Here is a 14425-nt window from a genome sequence, read left to right as displayed (position 1 = left end):
TGCACGTGACATTAACCCCAGTCGGCCCCCCTGCCAAGCCCGGCCTGTGGACGACGGGCTGCCTCAGCGGCGCTGCATCGCGTCGCGCACCTCGCCCACGAGCTCCTCCAGGATGTCCTCGAGGAAGACCACGCCGAGCACCTCGCCGTCCGGCCCCTCGACCCGCGCCAGGTGCGAGCCCGAGCGCTGCATCACGCGCAGCGCGTCCTCGACCTCGTCGTCGGGCGCGACGGCCGCCAGGGCGCGCACGCGCCACACCGCGACCGGCTCGAACCGGGCCGGCCCGGTGGCGTACAGCACGTCCTTGAGGTGCAGGTAGCCGACCAGCTCGTCACCGTCCTCCCGCCGGGTCACGACGGGGAACCGGCTGAAGCCGTGCTTGGAGACGAGCCGCTCAACGTCGTCGGGCGTGCTGGTCTCGTCGACGGCGACCAGGCCGCCGACCGGGACCATGACGTCGCGCGCGGTGCGGTTGGAGAACTCGATGGCGCCCGTCAGCAGGCCCTGCTCGTCGCGCAGCACACCCTCGGCCTGGGAGTGCTCCACGATGGACTGGACCTCCTCGGCCGTGAACGCCGAGGCGACCTCGTCCTTGGGCTCGACGCCGGCGAGCCGCACCGCGTGGTTCGCGATCCAGTTCAGGCCGGCGATCACGGGGCGCAGCGCCCTGCCGAGCAGCACCAGCGGCGGGCCGAACCACATGACGGCCCGGTCCGGTCCGGAGACCGCCAGGTTCTTCGGCACCATCTCGCCGAGCACCACGTGCAGGTAGACGACGAGCGACAGCGCGATGACCAGCGCGATCGGGTGCGTGAGGTCCTCGCTGACGCCGAGGCTGTGCAGCGGCCCCTCCAGCAGGTGCGCGATGGCGGGCTCCGCCACGATGCCCAGGCCGGTGGAGCAGACGGTCACGCCGAGCTGCGCGCAGGCCAGCATGAGCGACACGTGCTCCATCGCCCACAGCACGGTGACGGCACGCCGGTCGCCGGCCGCGGCGAGCGGCTCGATGGCGCTGCGGCGTGCGGAGATGACGGCGAACTCGGCGCCCACGAAGAACGCGTTCCCCGCGAGCAGCACGAGGCCGATGACGAGTGCGGTGGTCGTGCTCATCGGCTCGCGCCCTTCTCGGAACGGGACCTGTCGGCGTCGTCGGCGCCGGGCGCCGCGTCGTCGGGCAGGGGGCGGACGCGGAGGCGCTCGACGCGCCGGCCGTCCATGGCCTCGACACGCAGCGTGACGCGCGCGTACGTGCCGTGCAGGCCGGTGCGGCCCACGGTGACCTCGTCGCCGACGACGGGCATGCGGCCCAGCTCGGCCATCACGAGGCCGCCGAGCGTCTCGTACGCGGCGCCCTCCGGGACCTCGATCCCGGTGTACTCCTGGAGCTCGTCGGGGCGCAGCACTCCCGGCACGATCCACGACCCGTCGGCGGCGCGGGAGGCCCCGGCGCGGCGCGGGTCGTGCTCGTCGGCGACGTCGCCCACCAGCTCCTCGACGACGTCCTCCAGCGTGACGACGCCGGACGTGCCGCCGTACTCGTCCACGACGACGGCCATCTGGAGGCCGAACCCGCGCAGCTCCACGAGCAGCGGCCCCAGGCGGACCGTCTCGGGGACCCGCGGCGCGTCCACCATGAGGGCGGCGGCGGGCACCTCGGACCGCCGGTCGTGCGGCACGCCGACGGCGCGGCGCAGGTGCACCAGGCCGACGATGTCGTCACGGTCCTCCCCGATCACGGGGAACCGCGAGTGCCCGGTCCGGCGGGCGAGCGCGACGACGTCCTCCGCCGTCGCGTCGCGGTCGACGACGGACATGCGCAGGCGGTCGGTCATCACGTCACGCGCGCTGAGGGTGTCCAGCTCGATCGAGTTGGTCAGCAGCGTGGCCACGGACTCCTGGAGCGTGCCCTCCTCGGCGGAGCGGCGCACCAGCGAGGCGAGCTCGGGCGCGGACCGGGCCCCGGACAGCTCCTCGCGGGGCTCGACGCCGAGGCGGCGCAGCAGCGCGTTGGCGGAACCGTTGAGCACCGCGATCAGCGGCTTGAACGTGATGGTGAACACCCGCTGGACCGGCACCACGACCCGCGCGGTGGCCAGGGGTGCCGACAGCGCGAAGTTCTTGGGGATCAGCTCGCCGCACAGCATGGAGAACAGGTTCACCAGGATGAGGGCCAGCACGCCGGAGATGCCGGCGGAGACCGCCGTCGGCACGGACGTACCGCCGAACGCGGCGGAGATCAGGGAGTTCAGGGCCGGCTGGGCGGTGTAGCCGAGCAGGATCGTGGTCAGCGTGATGCCGACCTGGGCCGAGCTCAGCTCGGTCGAGAGGTGGCGCAGCGCGGTGCGGACGCTGCGGTCCCGCATGCCCTGGCCGAGGGCCCGCGGGGCGCCGGGATGGGTGGAGGAGACGGACCGGGACCGGCCGGGTCTGTCTCCCTCCGAGTCGTCGGAGTCGCCGATCACGGCGGGGTCGATGGTGACGAGGGAGAACTCCCCCGCCACGAAGACGGCAGTACCAGCCGTGAGGAGAACACCGACGGCGACCATGATCCATTCGCCGGTCATCGCGTACTCCGGGAGGCACTGCGGGGGGCCTGATTCTGCCAGGGTTCCCGGTCGGGATATCGCTCGATCATCGTGCGATAGATCGTAGCGGGAACAGCCCGCTGAGCGCCCCGGGGTCCGACTCTCAGGCTGGCTTCAGTGTCTTATCAGGCAGGTACGGGCATGATTGACCTATGTCATCGAGTACTCCCCAGCCGTCTGGGGCCCCGCAGCAGCCCGGCGCGGCGTCGGCCGCCGCCTCGACCGGTCAGCAGAGCGCGACCGTGCTCGTGGTGGAGGACGAGCCCACGATCGCCACCGCGATCGCCCAGCGGTTGTCCGCCGAGGGCTGGCGCGTCGAGGTGGCCCGCGACGGCCTGTCCGGCGTCGACGCCGCCTCCCGGCTGCGCCCCGACCTCGTGGTGCTCGACGTGATGCTCCCGGGCATCGACGGCCTCGAGGTCACCCGCCGCATCCAGGCGGAGCACCCCACCCCGATCCTCATGCTCACCGCGCGCGACGACGAGACCGACATGCTGGTCGGCCTGGGCGTCGGCGCGGACGACTACATGACCAAGCCGTTCTCCATGCGCGAGCTGGTCGCCCGGATCAAGGCCCTGCTGCGCCGCGTCGACCGCGCGGCCCAGGCCGCCGCGACCACCCCCGCGGACCCGCCCATGACCATGGGCGACGTCACGGTGGACCGCGCCCAGCGTCGCGTCTACCGCGGCGGCGAGGAGGTGCACCTGACCCCCACCGAGTTCGAGCTGCTCGTCATGCTCGCCGGGTCGCCCAAGACCGTGCTCACGCGCGAGCGCCTGCTCGCCGAGGTCTGGGACTGGGCCGACGCCAGCGGGACGCGCACCGTCGACTCCCACATCAAGGCGCTGCGCCGCAAGCTCGGCCCCGACCTGATCCGAACCGTGCACGGCGTCGGCTACGCGTTCGAGCCGCCCGCCAACCAGTGATCCGGATGCCCCGATGAGACCGCACGTACCCCGCGTCCCCGACGTGCGGCCGCTCGACCCCCTGCGCTCGCTGAAGATCAAGCTCGGCGTGCTGGTGGCGGCCACGGTGACGGCCGCGGTGCTGATCACCTGGCTCGGCCTCCAGGCCTCCCTGGGGCCGAGCCGCACCTTCCCGCTCGCGATCATCCTGTCGCTGCTGGTCACCCAGATCCTGGCCCGCGGCATGACGTCGCCGCTGCGCGAGATCACCGAGGCCGTCCAGGCCATGGCCGACGGCGACTACACGCGCCGGGTGCGCGCGACGAGCAGCGACGAGGTGGGTCAGCTCGCGCACGCCTTCAACCGGATGGCCGAGGACCTGGCCTCGGTGGAGCAGACCCGGCGCGACCTCATCGCGAACGTGTCGCACGAGCTCCGCACGCCGGTCGCGGCGCTCCAGGCGCAGCTCGAGAACATGGTCGACGGCGTGGTGGAGCCGACGCCGGCCGCCCTGGAGCAGGCGCACGCGCAGACCGAGCGGCTGACCCGGCTGGTCACCTATCTGCTGGACCTGTCGCGGATCGAGGCGGGCGCCTCGGCCCTGAACATCGGGCAGATCGCCGTGGGCGACTTCCTGGAGCACTGCGCCGAGGACATGCAGATGGTCGACGCCGCGAAGGACCTGCACTACGTGGTCGACGTGACCCCGGAGGACCTGATCATCGAGGGCGACGCCGAGCGGCTGCACCAGGTGGTCATCAACCTGCTGCAGAACGCGATCCGGCACTCGCCGCAGGGCGGCGTGGTGCGGCTGGACGCGTACCCCGTGGACGGCACGGAGGGGTCGGACATCGTCCTGGAGGTCAGCGACGAGGGACCCGGCATCGCCGCGGCCGACCGCGAGCGGATCTTCCAGCGCTTCGTCCGCGGCACCGGGTCGTCCGGCGCGGCGCGCGGCGAGGGTGGCCGGGGCGACGGCGGCCGGAGCGTCAGCCGCCGGGGCGGCCGGAACCGGGGCGACAAGGGCCGGACCGCCGCGCCCGACGAGTCGATGGTCAACACCCTGGGCGGCGTGAGCACCGTCGGCTCGGGCACCGTCGGGTCGAGCGGCGGGACCGGGATCGGCCTGGCGATCGTTCGCTGGGCGGTCGAGCTGCACGGCGGGCAGGTCGAGGTGGTCGACTCCGAGCGGGGCGCCACGATGCGCGTCACCCTGCCGCGGCGGGCCCACCCGGCGCCGGGCGTCTCGACGACGCACACGGTCTGAGCCGGTCCGTCGCTGGTCCGGGCCCGACGCCGGTCCGGGCCGGTCGCGCGGTGAGAAACCCAGCAGCCTAGGGCTGCGGGCGGTCAGAACGTGAGACGGAGTCCCGTGATTTCTGTCACAGACGCCAAAGGTTGTCCGTGCGGGGCGAAACCCCGTAACACCAAGTTGGGGACTTCCAGGCCGAACGTTGCCCTGGTTTTGCTCTGTGTGCGAGAAACATGACGAACCTACTTCTTTGGCACCGGAACCGCCCGCAACACCCGCAGAACCACGCCCCCCGCGGAGCGCGAAGGGCCTACCCTTGGAGGGTCCGAAAACCATTCGGGCTGTGCGCGCTGTGACCCCTGTGCGGCGCGCGACGAACGCAACTGTGGTGAAGGTGGGCGATCCGCGCGTGTCCCCTAAGGCTGGTTCAGAGTCGATCAGCGTGGCGAGCTCGTCATTCGGAGCCAACGAATGGCTTGTGGACGAGCTCTACCAGCAGTACCTGAAGGACAAGAACGCGGTAGACCCCGCGTGGTGGGACTTCTTCGCCGACTACACGCCGGGCGAGAACGGTTCCGCCAAGGAGGGCTCCCCGGCCCCCGCTTCAGCCTCTCCGACAGCGCCCGCAGCGGCTCCGGCCGCTCCCGCGGCGTCAGCCCCTGCCGCCGCCTCCGAGGCGCCGGTCACCGGTGGCACCGCCGCCGCTGAGGCCGTGCAGCCCGTGCGCGAGAAGGTGCTCCCGGCAGACCCCAAGGTCAACCCGGCCAGCCCCATCGCCACGCCGCCCACCACCCACTACGCGGACACGTTCGAGCGCCCGGTGGCGCACCCGGACGCCGTCGACGACATCCAGAAGCTGCGCGGCCCCGCCGCGCGCGTGGTCACGAACATGGAGGCCTCCCTGGAGGTCCCCACCGCCACCTCGGTGCGCGCCGTGCCCGCCAAGCTGATGGTCGACAACCGCATCGTCATCAACAACCACCTCAAGCGCGGACGCGGCGGCAAGATCTCGTTCACGCACCTCATCGGCTTCGCGCTGGTCGAGGCGCTGGCCGACATGCCCGTCATGAACGCGCACTACGAGCCGGTCGACGGCAAGCCGGGCGTGAACCAGCCCGCGCACGTGGGCTTCGGCCTCGCGATCGACCTGGCCAAGCCGGACGGCTCGCGCCAGCTCCTGGTGCCCAGCATCAAGAAGGCCGAGGAGCTCGACTTCGCCGAGTTCTGGGCGGCGTACGAGGAGCTGGTCCGCAAGGCCCGCGGCAACAAGCTCGCCGTGCCCGACTTCCAGGGCACCACGATCTCGCTGACCAACCCGGGCGGCATCGGCACCGTGCACTCCGTGCCGCGCCTGATGCAGGGCCAGGGCACCATCATCGGCGTCGGCGCCATGGACTACCCGGCGGAGTTCGCCGGCGCGTCCGAGGAGCAGCTCGCCCGGATGGGCATCTCGAAGGTCATGACGGTCACGTCGACCTACGACCACCGCATCATCCAGGGCGCCCAGTCCGGCGAGTTCCTGAAGATCATCTCGAACAAGCTGCTCGGCCTGGACGGCTTCTACGACCGCGTCTTCGCGGCGCTGCGCGTCCCGTACGAGCCCGTCCGCTGGGTCCGTGACAACACGGTCGACGCCGACGTCGAGGCCGCCAAGCCGGCCAAGATCGCCGAGGTCGTGCAGGCGTACCGCTCGCGCGGTCACCTCATGGCGGACACCGACCCGCTGGCCTACCGGCAGCGCAAGCACCCCGACCTGGACATCCAGACCCACGGCCTGACGCTGTGGGACCTGGACCGCACGTTCCCGACGGCGGGCTTCGGCCCCAAGGCCAAGGCGACGCTGCGCGACATCCTCGGCCTGCTGCGCGACTCGTACTGCCGCACCATCGGCATCGAGTACATGCACATCGCGGACCCGGGCCAGCGCAAGTGGCTCCAGGAGCGCCTGGAGGCCGGCTACGCCAAGACGCCGCGCGAGGACCAGCTGCGCATCCTGCGCCGCCTCAACTCCGCCGAGGCGTTCGAGACGTTCCTGCAGACCAAGTTCGTCGGGCAGAAGCGCTTCTCGCTGGAGGGTGGCGAGTCCCTGATCCCGCTGCTCGACGCGATCCTGTCGCGCGCCGCCGAGGGCGGCCTCGACGAGGTCGGCATCGGCATGGCCCACCGCGGCCGGCTGAACGTGCTGGCGAACATCGCGGGCAAGAGCTACGGCCAGATCTTCAAGGAGTTCGAGGGCCAGCTCGACCCGAAGAGCGTCCAGGGCTCCGGTGACGTGAAGTACCACCTCGGCACCGAGGGCACGTTCACCTCCGAGTCGGGCGCCACCACGCGCGTCTACCTCGCGGCCAACCCGTCGCACCTGGAGGCCGTGGACCCGGTGCTCGAGGGCATCGTCCGCGCCAAGCAGGACCGCATCGACCTCGGCGGCGACGGCTTCTCCGTGCTGCCGATCCTGGTGCACGGCGACGCCGCGTTCGCCGGTCAGGGCGTGGTGCCCGAGGTGCTGAACCTGTCGCAGCTGCGCGGGTACCGCACCGGCGGCACCATCCACGTGGTCGTGAACAACCAGGTCGGCTTCACCACCGGCCCGACGGCGTCGCGCTCGACCACCTACGCGACCGACGTCGCCAAGGGCTACCAGGTCCCGGTCCTGCACGTGAACGGTGACGACCCCGAGGCCGTGGTCCGGACGGCGGAGCTCGCCTTCGCGTTCCGCGAGCAGTTCGGCCAGGACGTCATCATCGACCTGATCTGCTACCGCCGCCGCGGGCACAACGAGGGCGACGACCCCTCGATGACGCAGCCGCTCATGTACAACCTCATCGAGACCAAGCGCTCGGTGCGCAAGCTGTACACCGAGAACCTGGTCGCGCGCGGTGACATCACCGTGGAGGAGGCCGAGCACGCGCTGCAGGACTACCAGTCGCAGCTCGAGCGGGTCTTCACCGAGACCAAGTCCGGCTTCACGCCCGCCCCGGAGACGGAGCACCTCGCGGGCCTGGAGCGCCCGGAGTCGCAGCGTGAGGACGCCGGCACGATGGTCGGCTGGCAGACCGCGGTCTCGCACGACGCGCTGCAGCGGGTCGGCGACGTGCACACCACGCCGCCCGAGGGCTTCACGGTCCACCCGAAGCTCGCCCAGCTGCTGGAGAAGCGCCAGCTCATGGCGAAGGACGGCGGCATCGACTGGGGCTTCGGCGAGCTCGCGGCCTTCGGCACGCTGCTCGCGGAGGGCACCCCGGTGCGCCTCGCCGGCCAGGACTCGCGTCGCGGCACGTTCGTGCAGCGGCACGCGGTGCTCCACGACCGGGAGACCGGCGCCGAGTGGACGCCGCTCCTGTACCTGTCGGGCGACCAGGCCAAGTTCTGGGTCTACGACTCCTCGCTGTCGGAATACGCGGCACTCGGCTTCGAGTACGGCTACTCGGTGGAGCGCCCGGACGCCCTGGTGCTCTGGGAGGCGCAGTTCGGCGACTTCGTCAACGGCGCCCAGACGGTGATCGACGAGTTCATCTCGTCCGCCGAGCAGAAGTGGGGCCAGTCGTCGTCGGTGGTCATGCTGCTGCCGCACGGGTACGAGGGCCAGGGGCCCGACCACTCGTCGGCCCGCATCGAGCGGTTCCTGCAGCTCGGCGCCGAGGACAACATCACCATCGCGCAGCCGTCCACGCCGGCGTCGTACTTCCACCTGCTGCGCCGCCAGGCCTACGCCCGGCCGCGCCGTCCGCTGGTGGTGTTCACGCCCAAGCAGCTGCTGCGCCTCAAGGCGGCGGCGTCCGCGGTGGAGGACTTCACCGCGGGCACGTTCCAGGAGGTCATCCCGGACGCGGCGGCGGACCCGGCCAAGGTGGAGCGCGTGCTCCTGTGCACCGGCCGCGTGTACTACGACCTGCTCGCCGAGCGCACCAAGCGCGGCGACGACGGCGTGGCGATCGTACGCCTGGAGCAGCTGTACCCGTTCCCGGAGGCGGACATCCGCGCCGAGATCGCCAAGTACGGCGACGCCGAGGTGGTCTGGGTGCAGGACGAGCCGCAGAACCAGGGCGCGTGGAGCTTCATCCACCTGGCCCTGCCGCTGGACGTGCCGTACGTCAAGGTGGTCTCCCGCCCGGCGTCGGCCTCCACGGCCGCCGGCACGGCGAAGCTGCACCAGGCCCAGCAGAAGACCCTGCTGGAGCAGGCCTTCAGCCGCGGCTGACGCGAGCACACCGCACACGCCGAAGGGCGGGCACCCCACGGGGTGCCCGCCCTTCGGCGTTTCAGATCAGAGCAGCGTCACCACTTGTCGTGGACGTGCTCCTTGATCATCTCGTCGTAGATCTCCCGCACGCCCGACATGAACAGCGGGCCCAGCGTCTCGGCGTGGCCGGCGGCCGCGTTGGCCCGGGCCTGGTCGACGTTGCGCGCGCCCGGGATCACGGACGAGACGCCCGGCCGCTGCCACACCCAGGCGATGGCGGCCTGGGCAGGGGTGAGGCTGTCGCCCAGGATGTCGCGGGACAGCTCGGTGAAGCGGGCCGCGGCCTCCAGGCCGACCTCGTAGGGCACGCCGGAGAACGTCTCGCCGACGTCGAACGCGGCGCCGTCCCGGTTGAACGTGCGGTGGTCGTTCTCGGCGAACACCGTGTCCTTGGTGTACTTGCCGGAGAGCAGGCCCGACGCGAGCGGCACGCGCGCGATGATGCCGACACCCGCCGCCGAGGCCGCGGGCAGCACCTCCTCGAGCGGCTTGAGCCGGAACGCGTTGAGGATGATCTGCACGGACGCGACGTTCGGACGCGCGATGGCCTCCAGCGCCTCCGACGTCTTCTCGACGCTCACGCCGTAGGCCGCGATCGCGCCGTCGGCCACGAGCTGGTCCAGCGCGTCGTAGACGGCGTCCGTCGAGTAGACGGCCGTGGGCGGGCAGTGCAGCTGTACCAGGTCCAGGCGGTCGACACCGAGGTTCTGCCGGGACCGGTCCGTCCACTGACGGAAGTTGTCCAGCACGTAATTCTCGGGCACCTGGTCCATCCGGCGGCCCATCTTCGTGGCCACGGTGATCCCGGCGTCGGGGTGCTCCTTGAGGAACGCGCCGATCACCTGCTCGCTGCGGCCGTCGCCGTAGACGTCCGCGGTGTCGAAGAACGTCACCCCGGCCTCGAGCGAGGCCTCGAGGACGGCACGGGCGTCGCCCTCGCTGACCTCTCCCCAGTCGGCGCCGAGCTGCCAGGTGCCCAGGCCCACGGCCGATACGAGCCGACCGGTCCGTCCGAGTACCTGCTGTTCCATGGTTCCTCCTACTGCTGGGGCGGGCAGAGCTGCCCGCACGGACCCGTCGTCGGGTCCCTTTCCTCAGGGGCCGCCGCGTGCTGTGTGCGGCCCGACCGTCTAGCTGCTCTCTAGTCTGCTGTCTCACGCTACGTGCCGCAGGCGTAATTTGCCCTACGGTTACGGTGTGAGTGTGACGACAGAAATTCCTCCGGTTGCTGCCGCAAGGCCCCATCCTTCCGGGGACCAGTTCCGCATCAGCGACGCGGGCCATCGTGCCACCGTCACCCAGGTGGGTGCGGCGCTGCGAGAGTACTCGGTGGACGGCCGCGACGTCGTGGTGCCCTTCGGCGCGGACGAGATCAACCCCGTGTTCAACTGCGCGGTCCTCATCCCGTGGCCCAACCGCCTGCGGGACGGCGCCTACGAGTACAACGGCGTGACCCACCAGCTCCCGGTGACCGAGCCGGCCCGCAACACCGCGCTGCACGGCCTGGCGGCGTTCGACCGCTGGTCCGTGGTGGAGCACACCGGCTCCGCCGTCACGCTCGAGCTCGAGCTCGTGGCGCGCCCCGGCTACCCCTTCCAGCTCGTCGCGCAGATGCGCTACTCCCTGTCCGACGCCGGGCTGGAGATCACCCTCGACGTCACCAACGTGGGGGCCGACACCGCGCCCTACGGCTGCGGGTTCCACCCCTGGCTGTCCACGGGCGGCGCCGACCTGGACGAGTGCACGCTGCGGCTCGACGCCGCGACCCGCGTCACGACCGACGAGCGGCTGCTCCCGACCGGCACCGAGCCGGCGTCGGGCACGTTCGACCTGCGCGAGGCGCGCAGCGCGGCCGGCGTGGACCTCGACGACGCCTACGTGGACGTGATCCGCGACGAGAAGGGGCTGTCCTGGGCCCACCTGACCGGGCCCGACGGGAAGACGTCGGCGGTCTGGATGGACGAGTCGCAGGACGTGTGGCAGGTCTGCACGGGCGACCACATCGAGCCCGGCCGACGCCGCATGGGGCTGGCCGCCGAGCCGATGAGCTGCGTGGCGGATGCGTTCCGCACGGGCGAGCGGCTCGTGCACCTGGCCCCGGGCGCGCACCACGGCGTCCGCTGGGGGATGACCCTGCTCTGACGATCCCCGCGTTGTCGCGACGCGGCACGCGGCCGTCGGCGCGTTGTCACCGGTCGGCTGCGCTCCGTGCATCACAATGGGGAACCGGCCGTCCGCCAGGCTGCCGGGAACAGGCAAGGAGAGTCCGTTGCAGGATCGCGAGGTGCGTATCTGCGTCGTCGGTGACGAGCTGGCCACGGGTGTCGGAGACGCCCGGGCACTCGGCTGGACCGGCCGCGTCGTCGCGCGCACCCACTTTGCCCGTCCCGCCATGCTCTTCACGCTCGCCGTCCCCGGCGAGAACAGCACCCAGCTCGGTGCCCGCTGGGAGGCGGAGACCGCCGCGCGGTTCGGCTCGGACTCCGAGGTCGAGAACCGCCTGGTGGTGGCCCTGGGGCGGCACGACGTCGCCGCGGGGCTCACCGTCGCGCGCTCGCGCCTGAACCTGGCGAACATCCTGGACGTCGCGGACGCGAACCGCACGGCGGCGTTCGTCGTCGGGCCGCCGCCCGGTGCGCCCGCCGAGGGCGACCGGATCGCGGAGCTGTCCGACGCGTTCGCCGACGTCGCCAGCCGGCGCCGGGTGCCGTACGTCGACACGTACACGCCGCTGGCGCAGCACGAGCAGTGGCTCGCCGACCTGGCGCAGGGCGGCGGCACCTACCCCGGCCAGGCGGGCTACGGCCTCATGGCGTGGCTCGTGCTGCACACGGGCTGGCACAGCTGGCTGGGCCTGCCCCAAGATGAGGTCGCGTAACGAGTAAACGTGTCAGACGCTCAGGTCACCATGGTGACCTGAGCGTCTGACACGTTCGGGGGTGGGTCAGCCGCGGGTGACCGTGGCCGTTCCCGAGACCGTGTTGGTCGAGATGTAGGCCGCGGCGCCCGGCTCCGCGTGGTCGACGACGACGGTGCGCTGCGCGCTGGACGTCGCCTGCGCCCCGTCGATCACGACCTTGCCGGTGACGCTGCGCGCCCGGAGGTTGACCGGTGCGCCGGCGTCGAGCTGGACCGCCGCCGCGCCGGAGACCGTCTTGGCGTTGACCAGCGGCGTCGTGCCGACGGCGGTGACGTCGACCGCGCCGGAGACGGTCTGGACCGAGACCCGGCCGAGGGCACCCACGAGCGAGACGGCGCCGGAGACGGTGGTGGCCGACGCGTCGCCCGAGTGCTCGGCGATCGTGACGGCGCCCGTGCCGGACTTGGTGGTGACGGAACCGCTGGTGCCGGTCACGGTGATGGCGCCACCCGCGGTCTTGACGTTCACGCCGGACTGCGCGCCGGTCACCACGACCTCGGCGCCGACGGTCGCGACGTCGACCACGGACGTGGCCGGCACCGTGATGCGGACGACGGCGCTGTCCTGGTCCTTCAGGCCGCGGAACCGGTCCACGAAGCCCTCCAGTCCCGGGAAGTCGTAGGCGACCCGGAGGTTACCGTGCTCGGCGAGGACCTGCAGGGGCCGCGTCGAGACCTCGAGAACCTCCACGACGGCGCCGGACGTGCGGTTCGGGTCGGCCACGATCTCAGCGCGGCCGTTCGTCAGTCGGACGGTCAGGGTCGTGGCGCCGCCGACCTCGATGGTCTGCGGTGCGGCCACGCTCCAGGACTCGGTGGTCATCGCTGTGCTCCGTTCATGGGGATGGGGTCTGCTCTGGTCACTGGGGATGGGTGTGGGGTGCGCGGGGCGGTGCGGTGGTGGTGCTGTTCGGCAGGGTCCCACGGATCGCGGAACGCGCCGAGTCGAGGACGGTACGGAGTGTCTCGACGGTCAGCGCCGACACCGTACCGGCGACGTCGGCCTCTCGCAGGTCGGCCAGGACGTCGTTGCGGAACCGCTGCAGCACCGCCTCGGCGTCGTGCCGCAGCGAGTTGGACTGGGTGCGGCGCGGGTCCGGCGTCGTGCCCGGGCCCGGCCGCGGCCGGGTGCGTACCTCCTGTGCGGCGGCCGCGAGCTCGGCCCGGAGGCCGCGCATGGTGTCGCGGATGTCGGCGCGGACGCCGTCCGCGAGGGTGCGCACCGTCTCGGCGACGCTGCGCTCGAGGCGCTTGACGTCGTCGAGGCGGGCGTCGATCTCGGCCTGGCCGGCGGGGGTGAGCTCGTAGGTGCCCTTGCGGCCGGCCCCGGACGGGCCGGGGGCGCCGGGCGGTCCCGGGGCGGCGGGGACGGTCCGGCGGATCAGCCCCTCCTCCTCCAGGCGAGCCAGGCGCGGGTAGATGGTGCCGGCGCTGGGGCGGTACGTGCCGCCGAAGCGCTGGGTGAGCTCGGTGATGAGCTCGTACCCGTGGCGCGGCCCGTCCATGAGCAGCACCAGGAGGTAGAGGCGCAGCTCGCCGTGGGCGAAGACGGGCGGCATCAGAGGTCCACGGGAGTCTGGTCCGCGGGGGCGTCCTCGGGCGCGTCGACGGGGGCGTCCTGCGGCCCGCCGAGCACCGTGACCTCGCCGGAGACACTGGTCGCCCGCAGCCGGGTGGTCCCCTGGCCGGCGGGCCCGGCCTCGGTGCGGCCGCCGCCGTTGAACGTGGCGCCACCACCGCCGAAGACCTGTGCGCCGCCCACCGTCACGCGCCCGCTGACGCTCTGCGCGGAGACGGCCACCACGGAGTCGTCCGGGACCCGCAGCAGCAGGTTCCCGGACACGGAGTTGACCTTGACCGACCGTGGCTGGGTGGCCAGGTCGATCGTGACGTCGCCGGAGACGGACGACGACACGACGGAGTCGGCGGAGCCGCTCATCACGACGTCGGCGGACACCGTATTGCTCGTGATGTCGCCCACGTGGTCGCGGACCGTCACCTCGCCGGAGACGGTGTTCAGCCGGAGCTCGCCGGCCGTGCGCGAGACGAGCAGCGACCCGGACACCGTCGACGCGGACGCGCCCGCCGTCGTGCCCGCCAGGAGGCACTCGCCGCGGATCGTGCCCAGCCGCACCGCGGTGCCGGCGGGCACGGCCACGTGGATGTCGGCACGCGCCTTGCCGCCGAAGTCGGCGAACCGTTTCATGAACGATCCCCAGCCCGACAGGCCGCTCTCGTGCTCGATGACCAGGCGGCCGTCCTCCAGACGGACCTCCAGGGACCGGCCCTCGACGGAGTGCACCTCGACGCGGACGAGGGGCTCGTCGTGGGCGACGACGTCGAGCCGGCCGTCGACGACGTGGGCGTCCACGGTCGTCACGTCGCGCAGCTCGATGGTCTGCGGACCGGTGACGGTCCAGCTGTCCGTGCTCATGGATGCCTCCGGTGCTTGGTCCTGGACGCGATATATCGCGTCGATGCCAGACACGATATATCGCGTTGTACGGCCTGACAACCCCTCGCG

At 72.0% G+C, this 14425-nt stretch carries 11 protein-coding genes; 5 read left to right on the top strand and 6 right to left on the bottom strand.

The window, feature by feature from the left end; genetic code table 11:
• Window positions 1-63 precede the first annotated feature (63 nt).
• Both FHX71_RS00605 and FHX71_RS00600 read right to left on the bottom strand, forming a co-directional pair.
• The gene (locus FHX71_RS00605) at window positions 64-1110 is read right to left on the bottom strand and encodes a hemolysin family protein (protein WP_182613954.1); all 1047 of its coding nucleotides are present in this window, start codon (window positions 1108-1110) and stop codon (window positions 64-66) included.
• Complete coding sequence (locus FHX71_RS00600) at window positions 1107-2564, bottom strand: hemolysin family protein (RefSeq protein ID WP_182613953.1); 1458 nt, start codon at window positions 2562-2564, stop codon at window positions 1107-1109. The genes FHX71_RS00605 and FHX71_RS00600 overlap by 4 nt, the downstream gene beginning before the upstream one ends.
• 173 nt (window positions 2565-2737) lie before the next feature.
• On the opposite strand from FHX71_RS00600, the gene FHX71_RS00595 reads away from it, so the two are divergent.
• The 3 genes from FHX71_RS00595 to FHX71_RS00585 all read left to right on the top strand — a co-directional run bounded on the left by FHX71_RS00595 (window position 2738) and on the right by FHX71_RS00585 (window position 8940).
• Entirely contained in the window at window positions 2738-3511 is a 774-nt protein-coding gene (locus tag FHX71_RS00595) for a response regulator transcription factor (RefSeq protein ID WP_220489373.1), read from the top strand.
• A gap of 13 nt (window positions 3512-3524) precedes the next feature.
• The gene (locus FHX71_RS00590) at window positions 3525-4757 is read left to right on the top strand and encodes a sensor histidine kinase (protein ID WP_182613952.1); all 1233 of its coding nucleotides are present in this window, start codon (window positions 3525-3527) and stop codon (window positions 4755-4757) included.
• 394 nt (window positions 4758-5151) lie between these two features.
• Complete coding sequence (locus tag FHX71_RS00585) at window positions 5152-8940, top strand: multifunctional oxoglutarate decarboxylase/oxoglutarate dehydrogenase thiamine pyrophosphate-binding subunit/dihydrolipoyllysine-residue succinyltransferase subunit (protein ID WP_425566305.1); 3789 nt, start codon at window positions 5152-5154, stop codon at window positions 8938-8940.
• A gap of 77 nt (window positions 8941-9017) precedes the next feature.
• On the opposite strand, the gene FHX71_RS00580 is transcribed toward FHX71_RS00585, so the two are convergent.
• Complete coding sequence (locus tag FHX71_RS00580; protein ID WP_182613951.1) at window positions 9018-10013, bottom strand: aldo/keto reductase; 996 nt, start codon at window positions 10011-10013, stop codon at window positions 9018-9020.
• Window positions 10014-10179: 166 nt separating this feature from the next.
• Here FHX71_RS00580 and FHX71_RS00575 point away from each other — a divergent pair, with 166 nt between their 5' ends.
• Window positions 10180-11124: an aldose 1-epimerase family protein gene (locus FHX71_RS00575; RefSeq protein ID WP_312876870.1), complete on the top strand. Its 945-nt coding sequence runs from the start codon at window positions 10180-10182 to the stop codon at window positions 11122-11124.
• A gap of 142 nt (window positions 11125-11266) precedes the next feature.
• A complete protein-coding gene (locus FHX71_RS00570; protein ID WP_376770136.1) occupies window positions 11267-11860 on the top strand; it encodes a GDSL-type esterase/lipase family protein in 594 nt (197 codons plus the stop codon).
• Window positions 11861-11926: 66 nt separating this feature from the next.
• On the opposite strand, the gene FHX71_RS00565 is transcribed toward FHX71_RS00570, so the two are convergent.
• The 3 genes from FHX71_RS00565 to FHX71_RS00555 are packed head-to-tail and all read right to left on the bottom strand — an operon-like array spanning window position 11927 to window position 14335.
• Window positions 11927-12724, bottom strand: a complete 798-nt coding sequence (locus tag FHX71_RS00565) for a DUF4097 family beta strand repeat-containing protein (RefSeq protein WP_182613949.1) — start codon at window positions 12722-12724, stop codon at window positions 11927-11929.
• A gap of 37 nt (window positions 12725-12761) precedes the next feature.
• On the bottom strand, window positions 12762-13460 hold the full coding sequence (locus FHX71_RS00560; RefSeq protein ID WP_182613948.1) for a PadR family transcriptional regulator: 699 nt from the start codon (window positions 13458-13460) through the stop codon (window positions 12762-12764).
• Entirely contained in the window at window positions 13460-14335 is an 876-nt protein-coding gene (locus FHX71_RS00555; protein ID WP_182613947.1) for a DUF4097 family beta strand repeat-containing protein, read from the bottom strand. The genes FHX71_RS00560 and FHX71_RS00555 overlap by 1 nt, the downstream gene beginning before the upstream one ends.
• Window positions 14336-14425: the final 90 nt, after the last annotated feature.

Source organism: Promicromonospora sukumoe (assembly GCF_014137995.1).
In the GTDB taxonomy this organism is placed as follows: Bacteria; Actinomycetota; Actinomycetes; order Actinomycetales; family Cellulomonadaceae; genus Promicromonospora; species Promicromonospora sukumoe.
Note: the sequence above shows the minus strand (reverse complement) of the source record. Positions and strands in the feature narration are given on the sequence as shown.